This window comes from Dolichospermum sp. LEGE 00240 (assembly GCF_015207875.1).
In the GTDB taxonomy this organism is placed as follows: Bacteria; Cyanobacteriota; Cyanobacteriia; order Cyanobacteriales; family Nostocaceae; genus Dolichospermum; species Dolichospermum gracile.
The window spans coordinates 83,796-97,447 of record NZ_JADEVZ010000011.1 but is presented as its reverse complement, the minus strand read 5'-3'; the positions used below and the strand labels follow the sequence as shown (position 1 = coordinate 97,447).

Genomic DNA, 13,652 nt, shown 5'->3' with positions numbered 1-13,652 from the left:
CCCCCTCCCCGCAAGCGATGAGGGGGCTATGATGTATCTCATGCAAGTGCATACCGCTATATACAACAGGAAATTAACTGATGATGCTTTTGATATCAATTCCTAATATTGCCAATTGCTGATTTATCCAATCTGTAGCTGTTGCTTTATCGGTTTCAATGGCTTTTTCTACTCCTATTTTAGCAATTTCTAGAAGTTGTTTGGATTTTAGTTTTAAATCAGAACTTTCAAGCAAGTTTGAATTAATATGCTGTTGAAATTGAACATCAAAAATAGGTATGGGTAAAGATTTTATAGAAGTTTGAGTTACAAGCGGTTGAACAGAACCAAAGCTAGTGTAGGGGGCTGTTCTATCAGTTCAAATAAAACACTGGGGAGATTTTGCAGTAATGTGTAAAATATCGTGTCTGTCTTCATATCTTGTTGTTAACTATTATTCTAACGGAAAACCGCCATATTTTTCAATAATTTGATCAATATCTTCCATAATCTGAATAGTTTCCGATATGATGGAAATAATATTTTGATAATGGCTAATATCATCAAAATTCAATTCTCGTCCTTTTCTATCTTTCAACCATTTTTGACAAACTTGATAACCACCTATATAAAAATTCCAAATTGGTTGCGGAACTTGATCAAAATACTGTTCAGAATTAATCCATATTTGTTGATGATTTTCATTATATTTCACTTGTTCCACAATATCAGAACCAGGAATAGGATAGGTAGAAATTTCTGTTCCTGTTTCTTTCATTAAATGATATTTGACTAATTTATCACCTTTAATCACTAACTCCCAAAAAAGCGCGGAATTGGAAGTTAAAGGAACACGAGGAAAATCAATCTTTAAAAATTCGGCGTAACGTTGACGGTAGTTAGGAGAATGAAAGATAGCGTAAATGTAATTAAAAATATCCTCTGGTCCAAAGGTTTTATTTTTATCTCCTTTTCCATCAAAAATAAATTCTAAATCTAGTTTTTGAGAAAATTCTGTAATAAATTCTGGGGATAAATTCGGTTTACGTCCTCCAGGTGCGTTAGTTGGTGGAGAATCAAATAAAGTTGGGGTATCGGTCGGGTGAAGATAGAGAGGGAAAATACTTGCATTATCTAAAGAAGAAATTATACATTTATCTGTAATTTGATCACTAACAAAAAAATTATCTACTATTTCATTACGAGGTCTTCTTAAAGTGGCTAAAGCCAAATTTTCACCTTTAATAATATGATTCATTACTTCACTTCTAGGCATACAATGAAAGCCTCTAGAATTACCTGTATAATAAGTAAATCTTTGATCAAAGGGACGATACATAATGGGAAAAACTTGTGATTTAGATAAGCCAGAATTTTTAATGTCTTTTTGCGCTAAATTTATTGACCAGTCTCTTGCATCTTTATCTAAGTCAAAATAACTTCTTGCGTCTTCTGGTAATAAATCAATAAATTTATTTATGGTTTCCCATAGTTTATTGTGGGTAAATTGAATTGTTAAATTATCCCTAGCTGTAGCGACACCTAAACTATTAATTAAGAGAATATCAGTAATTTTTGGCGCATTTTCATATTCAGACTTTAAATTAATATTTTGAGGTTGAAAAAGATAAAATTCAAACTCAGGCTTCAAAGTTGTCCACTCAGTTGAACTAATATCATTTTCAGCTAACCAATGATATTTACCACCAACCAACTCTTTATTTTCATAAACCTCTCTCATACCCCATAAATCAGCATGATAAACAGATGCTAACTTTTGCTGACTATTTTCATATTTAATAAAAATACTGATTGCTACACCTTGCTGAATATCAAATACATTTTTATCCGGTGAACCGTCAGGACAAACTTCTTTTTTCTTGCTATTCCCATGTAAATCTAAAACATAAATCTCATCAAAAGTTTGCATCAAATTTTGACGCATTCCCCGAAAAGTGGGATTATCTAAATAACCATGATTCGTAATTAAAGCCACAATACCATAACCGGTTTCGGAAACTCGATGTTGAGCAAAACGGATAAACTTTACATAATCATCTAATAATCCTTTCGGGTTTCTTTCTCCTAAAGGTTTCCCGTCTACTTGATAATAATCTCGAACTAATCCCACAATCCAAGGGTCAGTATTTATAGATTCATAAGAATAGGGAGGATTTCCTAAAATTACCATCACAGGAACATCTTGTTTTATATCCTTTGCTGCTTCTGCTTCATCTCTAATTCTGTTCATAAAACCATCAGCAGCAGGAATTTGAAAAGCCTCTTGTAATGTATTTGTTAAATAAATCCTTAACCGTTCATCAGAACTAAAATCATAACCCAATTCTTGCAACTGTAAACCTAATTTCATGTGTGCTACAGTATAAGGTGCTATCAACAATTCAAAGCCAAATAATCGAGGTAATAAATGTTGACTAAGAGGATGTTTGAAAAGTTTTTAATGTATAAATAAACCCCTCTCCAAACCTCTCCCCGACGCGGGGAGAGGCTTTGAAACCCCCATTCCCTTGTAGGGAAGGGGGGAAGGGGGGTTAGGTTTCTAGAGATTATCGGGTTCATCTAATACTTTTCAAACAACCTCTAACATAACTTGACCACATCCCCTTTTGATTTTTAAACTTATCATAAATAAAATCAATTACACTGTGCATAAAAGTTCCCGTACCCACCGCAGGATCTAAAATCAAAACTTGATGGGTTTCTATAGTTCCCTCACCCTTGGGATTGGGGATTTTAATCTTTTTAGAATCTGCTAAACCTTTACTAATATTAAACTTATGTTTGAGAATATAATCCACACTTTTAACAATATAATCAACCACAGGTTCAGGAGTATAATAAACCCCTCTTGATTCTCGCATTTTTGGATCATATTCTGCCAAAAACGTCTCATAAAAATGCACAACAGGGTCTTCCCTACGGGTACGTTTACCAAAATCTTTGAGAATTTCTGCCATTTCCGTTTGTTGCAGAATATTCGCTAAATTATCCACAGCCCAACTAATTCTATCATCTAAATCTGGTCCGGCTATTTGTCCAAAAATACTCCTTAAAAAAGGGTTGGTTTTCGGTAATTTAAAAGCTGCTGTTTCCCGCGAAAAAGTATTAACATTATCAGTGTTACACCGCGCTGCAAATAACCCATAACAAATAGTTTGGGCGTACATATCTGCAAACTGTTCCACCGTCAAATCTTTAATTAATACTCGTTGAAATGACTCTAGCTGCTGACGTAACATTCCCCCATTATCCACATCATTTAACGCCGTTTTGATAGCATCTCTCATTAATTGGGCTAAACTAGCCATACGTTTAGCTAAATCCTTCGGTGTGGTCACTTGGGGAACTTTAGCTAATAAAAATTGCCGTAAAAGTTGATCAACTTCCTGTATTCCTTGTTTATCAACTTTGATTTTTTTGTTTTTATCAATTGTTCCTAAAGAAGCAGATAATTTTAATTCTCCTTGAATATACCAGCGAAATTCTAAATAATCAGTTAAAATCAAATTACCCAAAGCCTGAAAATAACGCCCCATTTGGGCAGTTTTTTCTACTTTCTTGAGAGAAATACCAATATCTTTAGCTTCAATATGTCCAATTTCTAAAATACCATTTTTCACTACAAAATCTGGCGCACCGCAAGCTATTCTTTTTGGTTCATTAATAGCTTGAATTTGAGAATCTAAAGATTCCATTAATTTTTTTAATGCTGGGCGATATGTATGTTCTGTGGCATTTTGTTGTTGATAAATTTGTGTAACTTCTTGAATGTAGGTTTGTAGATTATTCATATAATATATAGGATTTGAAAACAATTTAGATTGAATTAAGTAATAAGTAACTCAACTTTAAAAATGACCTTTCTCTCCAAATCTGCCCTCAATCATATTCTGCCACTAACTCCCGTTTCATTAATGCCATAAATATGATGAATAACATGAGGATACTTTTCTCTAGCCATTTTACTGGCTACTTCCTTATCTTGATCAATAAAATAATCACCGCTATCAGGTTCAATAGCAATATACCAACCATAATATTTATCTAATATTTCTGGTTTTAACCGCTCAAAAATTACCCAACAACGATCAGAAAATGCCTGTCTTCTAGCTCTATCTTCAGCTTTTTGTTCTTCTGTCCATTGAATTTCGGGAAATACTCGACCACGACGGACAACTCTTTGGGGTGTGGATTGTGTCATCTTGATCACCTGCTTAAAGTTCATCCTAAATTTTAGCATATTCGAGTCCTCTCCCAGTCAGGGAGAGGTAATTTTCAACTGTTATATCATTACTGGAGTTGGTGTTTTTTCCTGCTTTTGGAAGGGGGGACGCATTTCCAAACCAAGCAAGTTCAACATTTCTTTGTCTGCGTCATAATCAGGACAAGGAGTAGTCACCGTCAACATTTTGTTATCATCGCTGGAGAAGATGGAATTTGCACCAGCCATGAAGCATAAAGCTTGTTCTACTTGGGAAAGTCTCGCCCTACCTGCACTTAACCGCACGTCAGATTTAGGCATAATAATTCTAGCAGTCGCAATCATCCGCACTACATCCCAAATGGGGACATCTGGTTGATTTTCTAAAGGTGTACCGGGAACTTGGGAAAGAATATTGATGGGTACAGATTCGGGGTGAGGTTGTAAATTTGAGAGAGTATGTAACATTCCCACCCTATCGCTAATATTTTCCCCTAAACCGAGAATACCGCCCGAACATACGGTAACATTAGTTTGGCGAACATTGGCAATTGTATTCAGGCGATCGCCATAAGTTCGAGTTGTAATTACAGTGCTGTAATATTCCTCTGAGGTATCAAGATTATGGTTATAAGCATATAATCCCGCATCCTCTAACCGCTTGGCTTGGTTTTCTGTCAACATTCCCAAGGTACAGCATACCTCTAAACCCATGCCAGTTACATCCTTGACCATATCCAGGACTTCCTCAAATTGGGAATTATCCCGGACTTCTCGCCAAGCAGCACCCATACAAACCCGACTAACACCGCTTTCTTTAGCTGTTTTGGCAATATTTATCACCGTTTCTTTTTCTAACAGTGCTTCGGGTTTTACCTCGGTTTTGTAGCGGGAAGATTGAGCGCAATAACCGCAATCTTCGGGACAGGCACCGGTTTTAATAGAGATAAGCTTACAAACTTGTATTTGTTCAGGTTTGTGATATTGACGATGCACAGTAGCAGCTTGATAAATTAGCTCTAGAAATGGGGTATTATATATTGTTAAAATCTCTGTCGGTTGCAAATTGTAGCGTATTTCTACCATGATTATCCTCTTTGTAGTTGAAATTAACTAGCCCCGGCGATTAGAAATCGCGTCTACACAGACGAAACCCACCTGCGTGGGTTATAAAACCCGAATTTTTTTAGTCCGCGTAGGCGGACTTTGGTTATGTAGCCGCGAATTACATTCGCCCAAAACTTTTAAAATATCATCTTACTAAAATATTTAAATTTGATTATATGACATCAGAGCCACCAATTCTGACAAGCGATCGCCTAATATTAAGAATGGCAGTGATGGAGGATATTCCTTACATACTCAAATATTTTACGGAAAATAAGGAATATCTTACGCCATTTTATCCTAAATGGGATGAAAACTTTTTCACTGACGATTATTGGGAGTATCAAGTAGAAACCAATTTCTGGGAATTTGTGAACAACTATTCATTAAAACTATTTATTTATCGGAAACATCAGCCTAGACAAATTGTGGGGACTGCTAATTTTAGTAACTTTATCTATAGTGCTGCTCAATTTTGTCATTTAGGATATAGTTTGGCAGAATCAGCCCAAGGTTATGGTTACATGACAGAAGCTTTGTCTATTTCCACTAAATATGTTTTTCAAGAATTAAATCTGCATCGCATTATGGCTAATTATATGCCCCATAATCGCCGGAGTGGGAATGTTCTTAAAAGGGTCGGTTTTGTAGTTGAAGGATATGCCAGAGATTATTTAATGATTAATGGTAAATGGGAAGATCATATTTTCACAAGTTTAACAAATCCCCACTGGCGAACGAATTTATAGTATTTTAGATCCCCGACTTCTCCAAGAAGTCGGGGATCTGAAGATAACAAAGGAGAAAATTATGTCAATATATAATAATCGCGTGGCTATTTTGGCGACAATGCACAATAAAGAGAAAGTAATTTCTCCTCTATTTAAAGAACATTTAGGAATTAATGTCATAGTTCCTGAAGGCTTAAATACTGATGTTTTTGGAACTTTTACTAGAGAAATTCAACGTCCAGACACACAGGTTATTACTGCTAGATTAAAAGCTCAAAAAGCCTTAGAAATATATGATAAAAAAATAGCCATAGCCAGTGAAGGAAGTTTTGCACCTCATCCCCTCATTCCCTATATTTATGCTAACCGAGAGATCATTATTTTTCTGGATCAAGAAAATGATTTAGAAATTATTGGTGAAGTATTTTCTATGGAAACTAATTTCAATCATCAGATTATATCTAGTTTAGAAGAAGCTGAAGAATTTGGAAAGAAAGTAGGTTTTCCTGAACATGGGTTAGTAATTTCATTTGATAATATGTCCACAGGAAAAATAGAATTTATTAAAGGTATCACCAGCAAAGAAAACCTGATCAACTCAGTAGAAATTGCCAGAAAAAGCACAAACGGTAAATTTAATATAGAAACAGACATGAGAGCAATGTATAATCCTAGCAGAATGAAAAATATTGCTATCGCTACTCAAGACTTAATGAATAAAATTAATAGTTTATGTCCCCAATGTCATACGCCTGGTTTTACTATCAATCAAAAAATACCTGGACTACCCTGTGAACTTTGTCATCAGCCAACTTCATTAATTAAAGCAGTAATTTTTCAATGTCAAAAATGCAACTTTAGTCAACAACAATTATTTCCTAACAATCAAGAATTTGCTGATCCTAGTTTATGTGAATATTGTAATCCTTAGAGGTTGTTTGAAAAGCCCTTACCTCTTGCCTTGCTATAACAACAATTTTCAACGCCAACCTACTTAATGCGATCGCTTTTTCTCCCTATTTTGGAAATATTGCTAATTCGGTTTTGGGGTCAAAAAAATGCAGTTTCTCAGGAGTTAAAGATAGCCAAAGTTGCTCATCTATGGTGATGAATCTATCGGGGGGAACTCGAACTTGTAAAGTTTGTCCCTCTGGATTTTGTAAGTCAGGATCGGCAATTTTTACAGATAAAAAAGTGTCATTTCCTAAGTTTTCTACTAAATCTACTTTAACTGGTAAATTTTTAGTAGCAGGTACACCTAAAATTAGATGTTCTGGACGAATACCTAACATTAAAGTTTGTCCGTCGTATTTTTGTAACGCACTTCCCCACACATCTGGAAGAGTGAAGCGGAAATTTGCATGGGTAATTAATAAGGGTGCGTGAAACTCCACCGGGATGAAATTCATGGGTGGAGAACCAATAAATTCAGCCACAAACCGATTCGCAGGATGATTATATAGTTCTAATGGAGCAGCAACTTGCTGTATTTTACCTTCTGACATAATTGCAATGCGATCGCCCATAGTCATGGCTTCCGTTTGATCATGGGTAACATAAATTGTCGTTATCCCCAATTGACGTTGCAATTTCACAATTTGACTCCGAGTTTCCGCCCGTAATTTAGCGTCTAAATTAGATAATGGTTCATCCATTAGGAATACTTGAGGATTACGAGCGATCGCCCTTCCTAATGCTACCCGTTGTCTTTGTCCCCCGGAAAGCTGTTTAGGTAAACGATTTAACAAGGTTTCAATTTGTAACAAACCTGCAACTTTTTGCACCTGTTGATCAACAATTCTTTCCTTAGCAGAAATATATCGCCATCCTCTAGGCAACTTTTTTGTCATTCCTACCAGTATATTTTCGCCCCATTGAGCAAATCTTTTTCTGCCAAATTCCGCGTCTGGAAACTGACGACGCAAACCAAAAGCGATGTTGTCATATACAGTCATGTGGGGGTAAAGTGCGTAACTTTGAAACACCATAGCGATGTCTCTGGCTTTCGGGGGTAAATCATTAATCAAGCTATCTCCTAGGGAAATATTACCACCAGTCATCACCTCCAAGCCAGCAATTAACCTCAGCAGCGTACTTTTACCGCAGCCAGAGGGTCCTACCAGCACCATAAACTCACCATCAGCAATGGTTAAATTAATCCGTCGCAAGACACTTACACCATCTGTACCGTCTTGTTGCGCTTTTGTCCCTTCCCCACTGCGACTGGGAAAACTTTTATAAACGTTTTCTAATACAACTTGTGCCACAAGAATTCACTTTAAAATTTATTAATTTATAGAAGCGGAAAATTTCCACCCATACATTACCATATTATACATTGTTTCCCAAGACCAAGATCCCCGACTTCTTCAAGAAGTGGGGGATCTGATTGATTTTAGCAATTCTTGAATTTGTTGATTAATAATCCTGACATCAAAACGTTCACTAGCACTAATTCTGGCATTATTGGCAATATTCGCAGTTTTTGCAGATTCTTGACGACAATTATGAATCACCTGGGCTAATTCTTGAGGTTCTCCAGGTGCGACTAAAAAACCATTAATCCCATCTTCCACTAATTCCATAGCGCCACCAGCTTCAGCCGCAATCACCGGTTTACCACACAGCATAGCCTCAACAATAACCCTCCCAAAAGGTTCAGGCGCAGTAGAAGTATGGGTAACTAAATCACACATTGTCATTAATTGGGGAATATCCGCGCGAAAACCTAAAAAATTAACTCGATTTTCCAGTCCTAATGCAGTTACTTTTTGGTGTAAATCCTTGACATATTCCTGTTCACCAAATAAAGCATCACCAACTAAAATTACTACCACATCTTGTGGACATTGGGAAAGAGCATCAATTAAAATATGTTGTCCCTTCCAAGGAGAAAGACGGCTAAAATGTCCAATCACAAACTTATCTTCTAATTTGAGATTTTCTCTTAAATTTCTAACTTCTAATTCATCAACTTCATAATTTTTGGCTGCAAAACCATTATAAACAACCCGAACTAGATCCGATTTTCCTCCAGCCTCTAAAAATGCCATCTTACTAGCTTGAGAATTAGCAATCACCAAAGCAGCACAACGATTAATTAAATTAACAGCAACTTGCAAATTAGTTTTACTAAAATGTTCTAAAGAAAGAATATCATGCAAATGATAAACCAAAGGACGACGAGCCAAGAAACTAGCTATCGCCCCCACGACTAAAGCCTTTTGAGTATTAGCATAAATTAAATCATATTTCCTTGCTCGTTGCACAACCTGATGAATTAAAGGAATTATTTGCCCTAAACTACCTAATGCTTGGAATAAACCACTTTGTTTACCAACTTTAATGGCTTGAGTTGTCAAAACCTCGACAGGAACTTGATTTTCTGCAAGTAACTTTCTAAAATCACCATCTGCAAATAAACCAACCAGAGCATTTTTCCCATAAGGTTTAGCAATATCAACTAAACACAACTCAGCACCACCGGGTTTACCACTTTGGTCTAAAAATAGAATTTTCATCATCAATTTAAGCTAAAATAACTTGCCGAACTTGTTGGGCAATATTTGTCCAATCATAATTTTTAATCGTGTAATAACGACATTCTTCCCTAGCAGGTAAAGGCAGTTTTCCTAACATAACTTGTGCTAATTTATCAGCAATACTTTCCACAGTAATCGCCTCAGTAATTAAATCTGGAGAGAATTTCTCTAAGATTTCTGGCATTCCCCCCACAGGAGTACATAAAACAGGAGTACCACAGGCTAAAGACTCGACAATAGCTAATCCAAACCCTTCAAAAGATTGACTCGGCATCACCGTTAAATCCGCCGCTTGATAAGCCACAGGTAAATGATTTTCTGGTAAAAAACCTAAAAATTGTACATTGTTTTCCAAGCCTAACTCTCTAGCTTGTTGTTGCAGTAAAGCTTGAATATGTCCCCGACCAGCGATCGCTAACCAAACATCAGGAATGCCAGATTTAATCATAGCTATAGCTTGCAATAACTTATCAATTCCCATGCGATGAACTAAGCGCCGGGAAGTAAATAATATTGGACGATTAGTTGGCCATCCTAGTTTGATTCTAGCCTCCTGACGTGAGAGATTATGCTGAAAATGATTAATATCAACTCCACCGGGAATAATATGAATTTTATCCCAGGGAATTTGGTATTTTTGATGGAGAATCTGACCAAAAGCTTTACTAAGAACAATAAAGCGATCGCACCGATTATAAGTGCTTTGTTCTATTATTTGTTCCTTTAACCAAACACTAAATTTCTGATTAACTACTTCCTCCTGACTTTCCGAAGCCCAAGGTCCATGAAAATTAAAAGTAATCGGTACTCCCTTCGGTAAAATATCTAAAATTGGAAAACTATATAATGCAAAATGAAGATTAATTGCATCAGGTTTACCTAATCTTGTTTTCTTAAAATTATTACGAATTGACCATAACCGAGAACTAATCTTACTATCTGGACAAGCTAAATTAGTCAATTTAATCTGTGTGTTTTTAGCATCTACAGGTAAACCCACTCCACATAATTCTACTTGGTCTTGAGATGCTGCTAATTGATGAGTTAGTTCATAAATATACCGTTCCAATCCGCCAGGATTATTAGGAAACCAACCCGTACCTAAAGTTAGAATAGATGCCGACGCTGAACTTAATTTCATATCTTTACCCTTCACGTAATTATCTCCCTTTAGATAGATAAATTGCAATTAGTGATTTTGATTTACGCTTTTATTTATGTAGCCAATGCCAAGATAATTTATTTTCAGCATGATCCTTTAATACGACTCTGAGAATCAAAACCAGTTTAAATATAAAAATTATTCCATTTCTACAAATAAAATACATCAAAAAAATATATTTGCATAACAAATTATAGATAGCTATAAAAATATTACCCGAGAAATTATTTAGGCATAGCAGTATCAATTCAGTGAGATAGATTCAGAAAATCATCAAACCTGTAGGGGCGGGGTCTCCCCGCCCGGGGTCTCCCTCAATTGTATTACTCCTGAATTTTTACATTTTAAATCTATATGTTATTAATAAAGTTTTGATGAAATTAAATGCAAGACAAAATTTCTTTGTTAATTTATGAGTAAGAATTTAAAAGCCTATCCCACAGGGATAAATTAGAAATTCAAAAAGCATATTACAGCAACGGAATTATTTATGCAGATTAGTAAAACTTGCTACAAACTTTATCAATATCTTCATAACTTATTTTCGAGGAGATATTGGCGAAAAAAAATAACTTTCAAGATTTTATTGGGTTTAACCTGTGGACTACTCATAACATTTGCCGGCATGACAATGGATTTAGCCACAACTAAAAAATCTAAAGCAGTCAGAACTTCTGAAATTACATATATTACCTCTTGGTTAGGAAATACCATTGGTAATGGTAAATTGCGAGTACAAAATAATATAGAAGGAATGTATGTCAAAGATGACGGGACAATTTATACAAATAGTGTTTGGGATGAAGCTGGTAGTGAAGCAGGAGTATATAAAGATGGTAAACCAATTTTTATCCTCGAAGATACACATGGTTGGAATCGTTTAGGTGGTAAAGCAATAACAGTAAATAGCAAATATATTTATATTTCTATGACTCAAGGTGGAACAGATCAAACAAAAGAATATTATCCTCCCCAAGGACAAAATTGGTACTGCGTCAGACGTTATGATTTAACAGGAAAACCTGTACCTTTTGAAAAAGGAAATGGCTGGGATAAAAGTATGTTAATTACCAGCAAAAGTCATGAAGTTACAGGAATAGCAACAATAAATAATCAACTATTTGTTAGCAATGCTGGCGAGAATATTGTTCGGGTTTATAATACTGAAACAATGGCAGAAATAAATAAGTTTACTGTTAATAATCCCGGAAAAATTACCATTGATAAAAAAGGTAGTTTATGGATTATCCAAAATAAAAAAGGTGCTAAATTTGGAAAAATTGTTAATTATTCTCAAGCCGGAAAGAAATTACCCAAAGAAATTACAGATGTTGATCAACCATCAGCATTAGCCATTGATAATCTCGGCAGATTGTTAGTAGCAGAAAATGGGATTAATCAACAATTGGTAATTTACAATATTAATAATCAGCCAGTTCGCGTGGATACCTTTGGGGATAAAAAAGGTATTTTTGGTGGTGTACCTGGAGAAGTAAAAACATCCAAACTCTACGGCATTACTGGAGTTGGTACAGATGCCAAAGGCAATATTTATGTAAATAATAATGGCTTTAATACATCGGGAACAGATTTGAGAAAATTTTCGCCATCAGGAAAAATAGTGTGGCAATTACTAGGATTAATATTTGTAGATAATGCAGATACAGATCCAAAAACAGATGGTGTAACTATATTCACCAAACAAGAAAAATATGTCATGGATTATAGCAAGTCTGCTGGTAAACAGTGGACTTATAAAGCCTACACAGTCAATCCCTTTAAATACGCTCAAGACCCACGTCTACATACATCACCAGATGGAACTTTTGTGCGGCGGATTCAAGGCAAACCTTTTGTATTCCTGACAGATATGTACAATAGCTTTTTGCAAATTTATCGGTTTCAACCGAATACAGATGGTGAAATTGCCATTCCTGCGGGGATGTTTGTTGGTACTAATGATCAGAATAAACAGTCTGTTCATGGCAACTGGCCACCTAATCAACCCGCAAACGGAGAATGGATTTGGCGCGATAGTAATGGTAATGGTGCATTTGAAAAAAATGAATATGATAGCAGTCAAGACTATCCCTATATTGGAGGTTGGTGGGTAGACAGCAAAGGAGATGTTTGGAAAACTTTGCGAACTGAAGATGGCATTCGTCATTATCCTTTGCAGGGATTAGATACTAAAGGAAATCCCATTTATACCTATAGTTCGATGAAAAAACTCAAAACTCCTAGCACCTTCAAAGACTTGCGACGGATTGAGTATTTTCCCGAAACCGATACTATGTATTTATCAGGTTTTACGATTGAACATCCGGCATTTGCTGATGATGCCAAAGTCATAGGATCAGAAATTGCTCGCTTCGATAATTGGAGTCAAGGAAATCGGACTCCCAAATGGCGCACCGTTGTTCCCTACGACACTACAGGTAAAGGACAAATCGCCACCGCAGCCATGAGTGTAGCTGGTGATTATGTGTTTGCAGTGGGTGTCAAAACCGCCGAGGTATATGTTTACAAAACTGCTACGGGAGAACTTGTGAAAAAGATGACTCCAGGTCCAGAAGTTGGCAAAGAAAGTGGTTGGGTTGATATTCCCTATGGTATCCGTGCTTTTCGTCGTGCTAATGATGAATATCTTGTATTTGTAGAAGAAAATTGGCAAGGTAAAGTGCTTATCTATCAGTTTCCTATTTGATATAAGTAGAAAGGCACTTTGGAACGGCAGTTATCACCACTAGCCAAAGTTTATCCACAAATACTCCGTGCCACAGCCGGCAGGGTCAACTAGAATACACCAACGCTAGGGCGATCGCTCAAGTTAAAGGTCTGACTTTTCCCGTTAAGTCTCGAAAAATCCAACTAATAACTCCCGGTTCGCCTATTTTAAATTGAGTTAG

12 protein-coding genes are annotated in these 13,652 nt (G+C 36.0%); 3 read left to right on the top strand and 9 right to left on the bottom strand.

Annotation, left to right across the window (positions count from 1 at the left end; all coding sequences use genetic code 11):
• Window positions 1–73 precede the first annotated feature (73 nt).
• From IQ226_RS05915 to bioB, 6 genes are all read right to left on the bottom strand, one after another.
• Window positions 74–235, bottom strand: coding sequence for a hypothetical protein (locus IQ226_RS05915; RefSeq protein ID WP_193893263.1), 162 nt, complete (start codon window positions 233–235; stop codon window positions 74–76).
• A gap of 71 nt (window positions 236–306) precedes the next feature.
• The gene (locus IQ226_RS05910) at window positions 307–417 is read right to left on the bottom strand and encodes an Rpn family recombination-promoting nuclease/putative transposase (RefSeq protein ID WP_228039269.1); all 111 of its coding nucleotides are present in this window, start codon (window positions 415–417) and stop codon (window positions 307–309) included.
• 16 nt (window positions 418–433) lie between these two features.
• Complete coding sequence (locus IQ226_RS05905; RefSeq protein WP_228039268.1) at window positions 434–2,350, bottom strand: type ISP restriction/modification enzyme; 1,917 nt, start codon at window positions 2,348–2,350, stop codon at window positions 434–436.
• A 205-nt stretch (window positions 2,351–2,555) separates the two neighbouring features.
• On the bottom strand, window positions 2,556–3,791 hold the full coding sequence (locus tag IQ226_RS05900) for an N-6 DNA methylase (protein WP_228039267.1): 1,236 nt from the start codon (window positions 3,789–3,791) through the stop codon (window positions 2,556–2,558).
• A gap of 92 nt (window positions 3,792–3,883) precedes the next feature.
• Window positions 3,884–4,201: a hypothetical protein gene (locus IQ226_RS05895; protein WP_104387709.1), complete on the bottom strand. Its 318-nt coding sequence runs from the start codon at window positions 4,199–4,201 to the stop codon at window positions 3,884–3,886.
• A gap of 81 nt (window positions 4,202–4,282) precedes the next feature.
• Window positions 4,283–5,287 carry a biotin synthase BioB gene (bioB, locus tag IQ226_RS05890; protein WP_193893237.1) on the bottom strand — a complete coding sequence of 335 codons (1,005 nt, stop codon included), beginning with the start codon at window positions 5,285–5,287 and terminating at the stop codon, window positions 4,283–4,285.
• Between the two features lie 197 nt (window positions 5,288–5,484).
• Between bioB and IQ226_RS05885 the strand changes: the two genes are divergently transcribed.
• Both IQ226_RS05885 and IQ226_RS05880 read left to right on the top strand, forming a co-directional pair.
• Window positions 5,485–6,057 (top strand): GNAT family N-acetyltransferase, encoded by a 573-nt coding sequence (locus IQ226_RS05885; RefSeq protein ID WP_193893234.1) that lies wholly within the window; start codon window positions 5,485–5,487, stop codon window positions 6,055–6,057.
• Window positions 6,058–6,118: 61 nt separating this feature from the next.
• Window positions 6,119–6,970: a DUF6671 family protein gene (locus IQ226_RS05880; RefSeq protein ID WP_193893231.1), complete on the top strand. Its 852-nt coding sequence runs from the start codon at window positions 6,119–6,121 to the stop codon at window positions 6,968–6,970.
• An 85-nt stretch (window positions 6,971–7,055) separates the two neighbouring features.
• On the opposite strand, the gene IQ226_RS05875 is transcribed toward IQ226_RS05880, so the two are convergent.
• The 3 genes from IQ226_RS05875 to IQ226_RS05865 form a co-directional block, all read right to left on the bottom strand.
• Window positions 7,056–8,306, bottom strand: coding sequence for an ABC transporter ATP-binding protein (locus IQ226_RS05875; RefSeq protein ID WP_193893228.1), 1,251 nt, complete (start codon window positions 8,304–8,306; stop codon window positions 7,056–7,058).
• 102 nt (window positions 8,307–8,408) lie between these two features.
• Window positions 8,409–9,560 carry a glycosyltransferase family 4 protein gene (locus IQ226_RS05870; protein ID WP_193893257.1) on the bottom strand — a complete coding sequence of 384 codons (1,152 nt, stop codon included), beginning with the start codon at window positions 9,558–9,560 and terminating at the stop codon, window positions 8,409–8,411.
• 7 nt (window positions 9,561–9,567) lie between these two features.
• The gene (locus IQ226_RS05865) at window positions 9,568–10,722 is read right to left on the bottom strand and encodes a glycosyltransferase family 4 protein (protein ID WP_193893226.1); all 1,155 of its coding nucleotides are present in this window, start codon (window positions 10,720–10,722) and stop codon (window positions 9,568–9,570) included.
• Between the two features lie 511 nt (window positions 10,723–11,233).
• Here IQ226_RS05865 and IQ226_RS05860 point away from each other — a divergent pair.
• Window positions 11,234–13,450, top strand: coding sequence for a hypothetical protein (locus IQ226_RS05860; protein WP_193893223.1), 2,217 nt, complete (start codon window positions 11,234–11,236; stop codon window positions 13,448–13,450).
• Window positions 13,451–13,652: the final 202 nt, after the last annotated feature.

Coding starts and splice junctions, on each gene's coding strand:
- IQ226_RS05910 (WP_228039269.1), bottom strand. CDS start 417: ATGAAGACAGACACGATATTTTACACATTACTGCAAAATCTCCCCAGT.
- IQ226_RS05905 (WP_228039268.1), bottom strand. CDS start 2,350: ATGAAATTAGGTTTACAGTTGCAAGAATTGGGTTATGATTTTAGTTCT.
- IQ226_RS05900 (WP_228039267.1), bottom strand. CDS start 3,791: ATGAATAATCTACAAACCTACATTCAAGAAGTTACACAAATTTATCAA.
- IQ226_RS05895 (WP_104387709.1), bottom strand. CDS start 4,201: ATGACACAATCCACACCCCAAAGAGTTGTCCGTCGTGGTCGAGTATTT.
- bioB (WP_193893237.1), bottom strand. CDS start 5,287: ATGGTAGAAATACGCTACAATTTGCAACCGACAGAGATTTTAACAATA.
- IQ226_RS05885 (WP_193893234.1), top strand. CDS start 5,485: ATGACATCAGAGCCACCAATTCTGACAAGCGATCGCCTAATATTAAGA.
- IQ226_RS05880 (WP_193893231.1), top strand. CDS start 6,119: ATGTCAATATATAATAATCGCGTGGCTATTTTGGCGACAATGCACAAT.
- IQ226_RS05870 (WP_193893257.1), bottom strand. CDS start 9,560: ATGAAAATTCTATTTTTAGACCAAAGTGGTAAACCCGGTGGTGCTGAG.
- IQ226_RS05865 (WP_193893226.1), bottom strand. CDS start 10,722: ATGAAATTAAGTTCAGCGTCGGCATCTATTCTAACTTTAGGTACGGGT.
- IQ226_RS05860 (WP_193893223.1), top strand. CDS start 11,234: ATGCAGATTAGTAAAACTTGCTACAAACTTTATCAATATCTTCATAAC.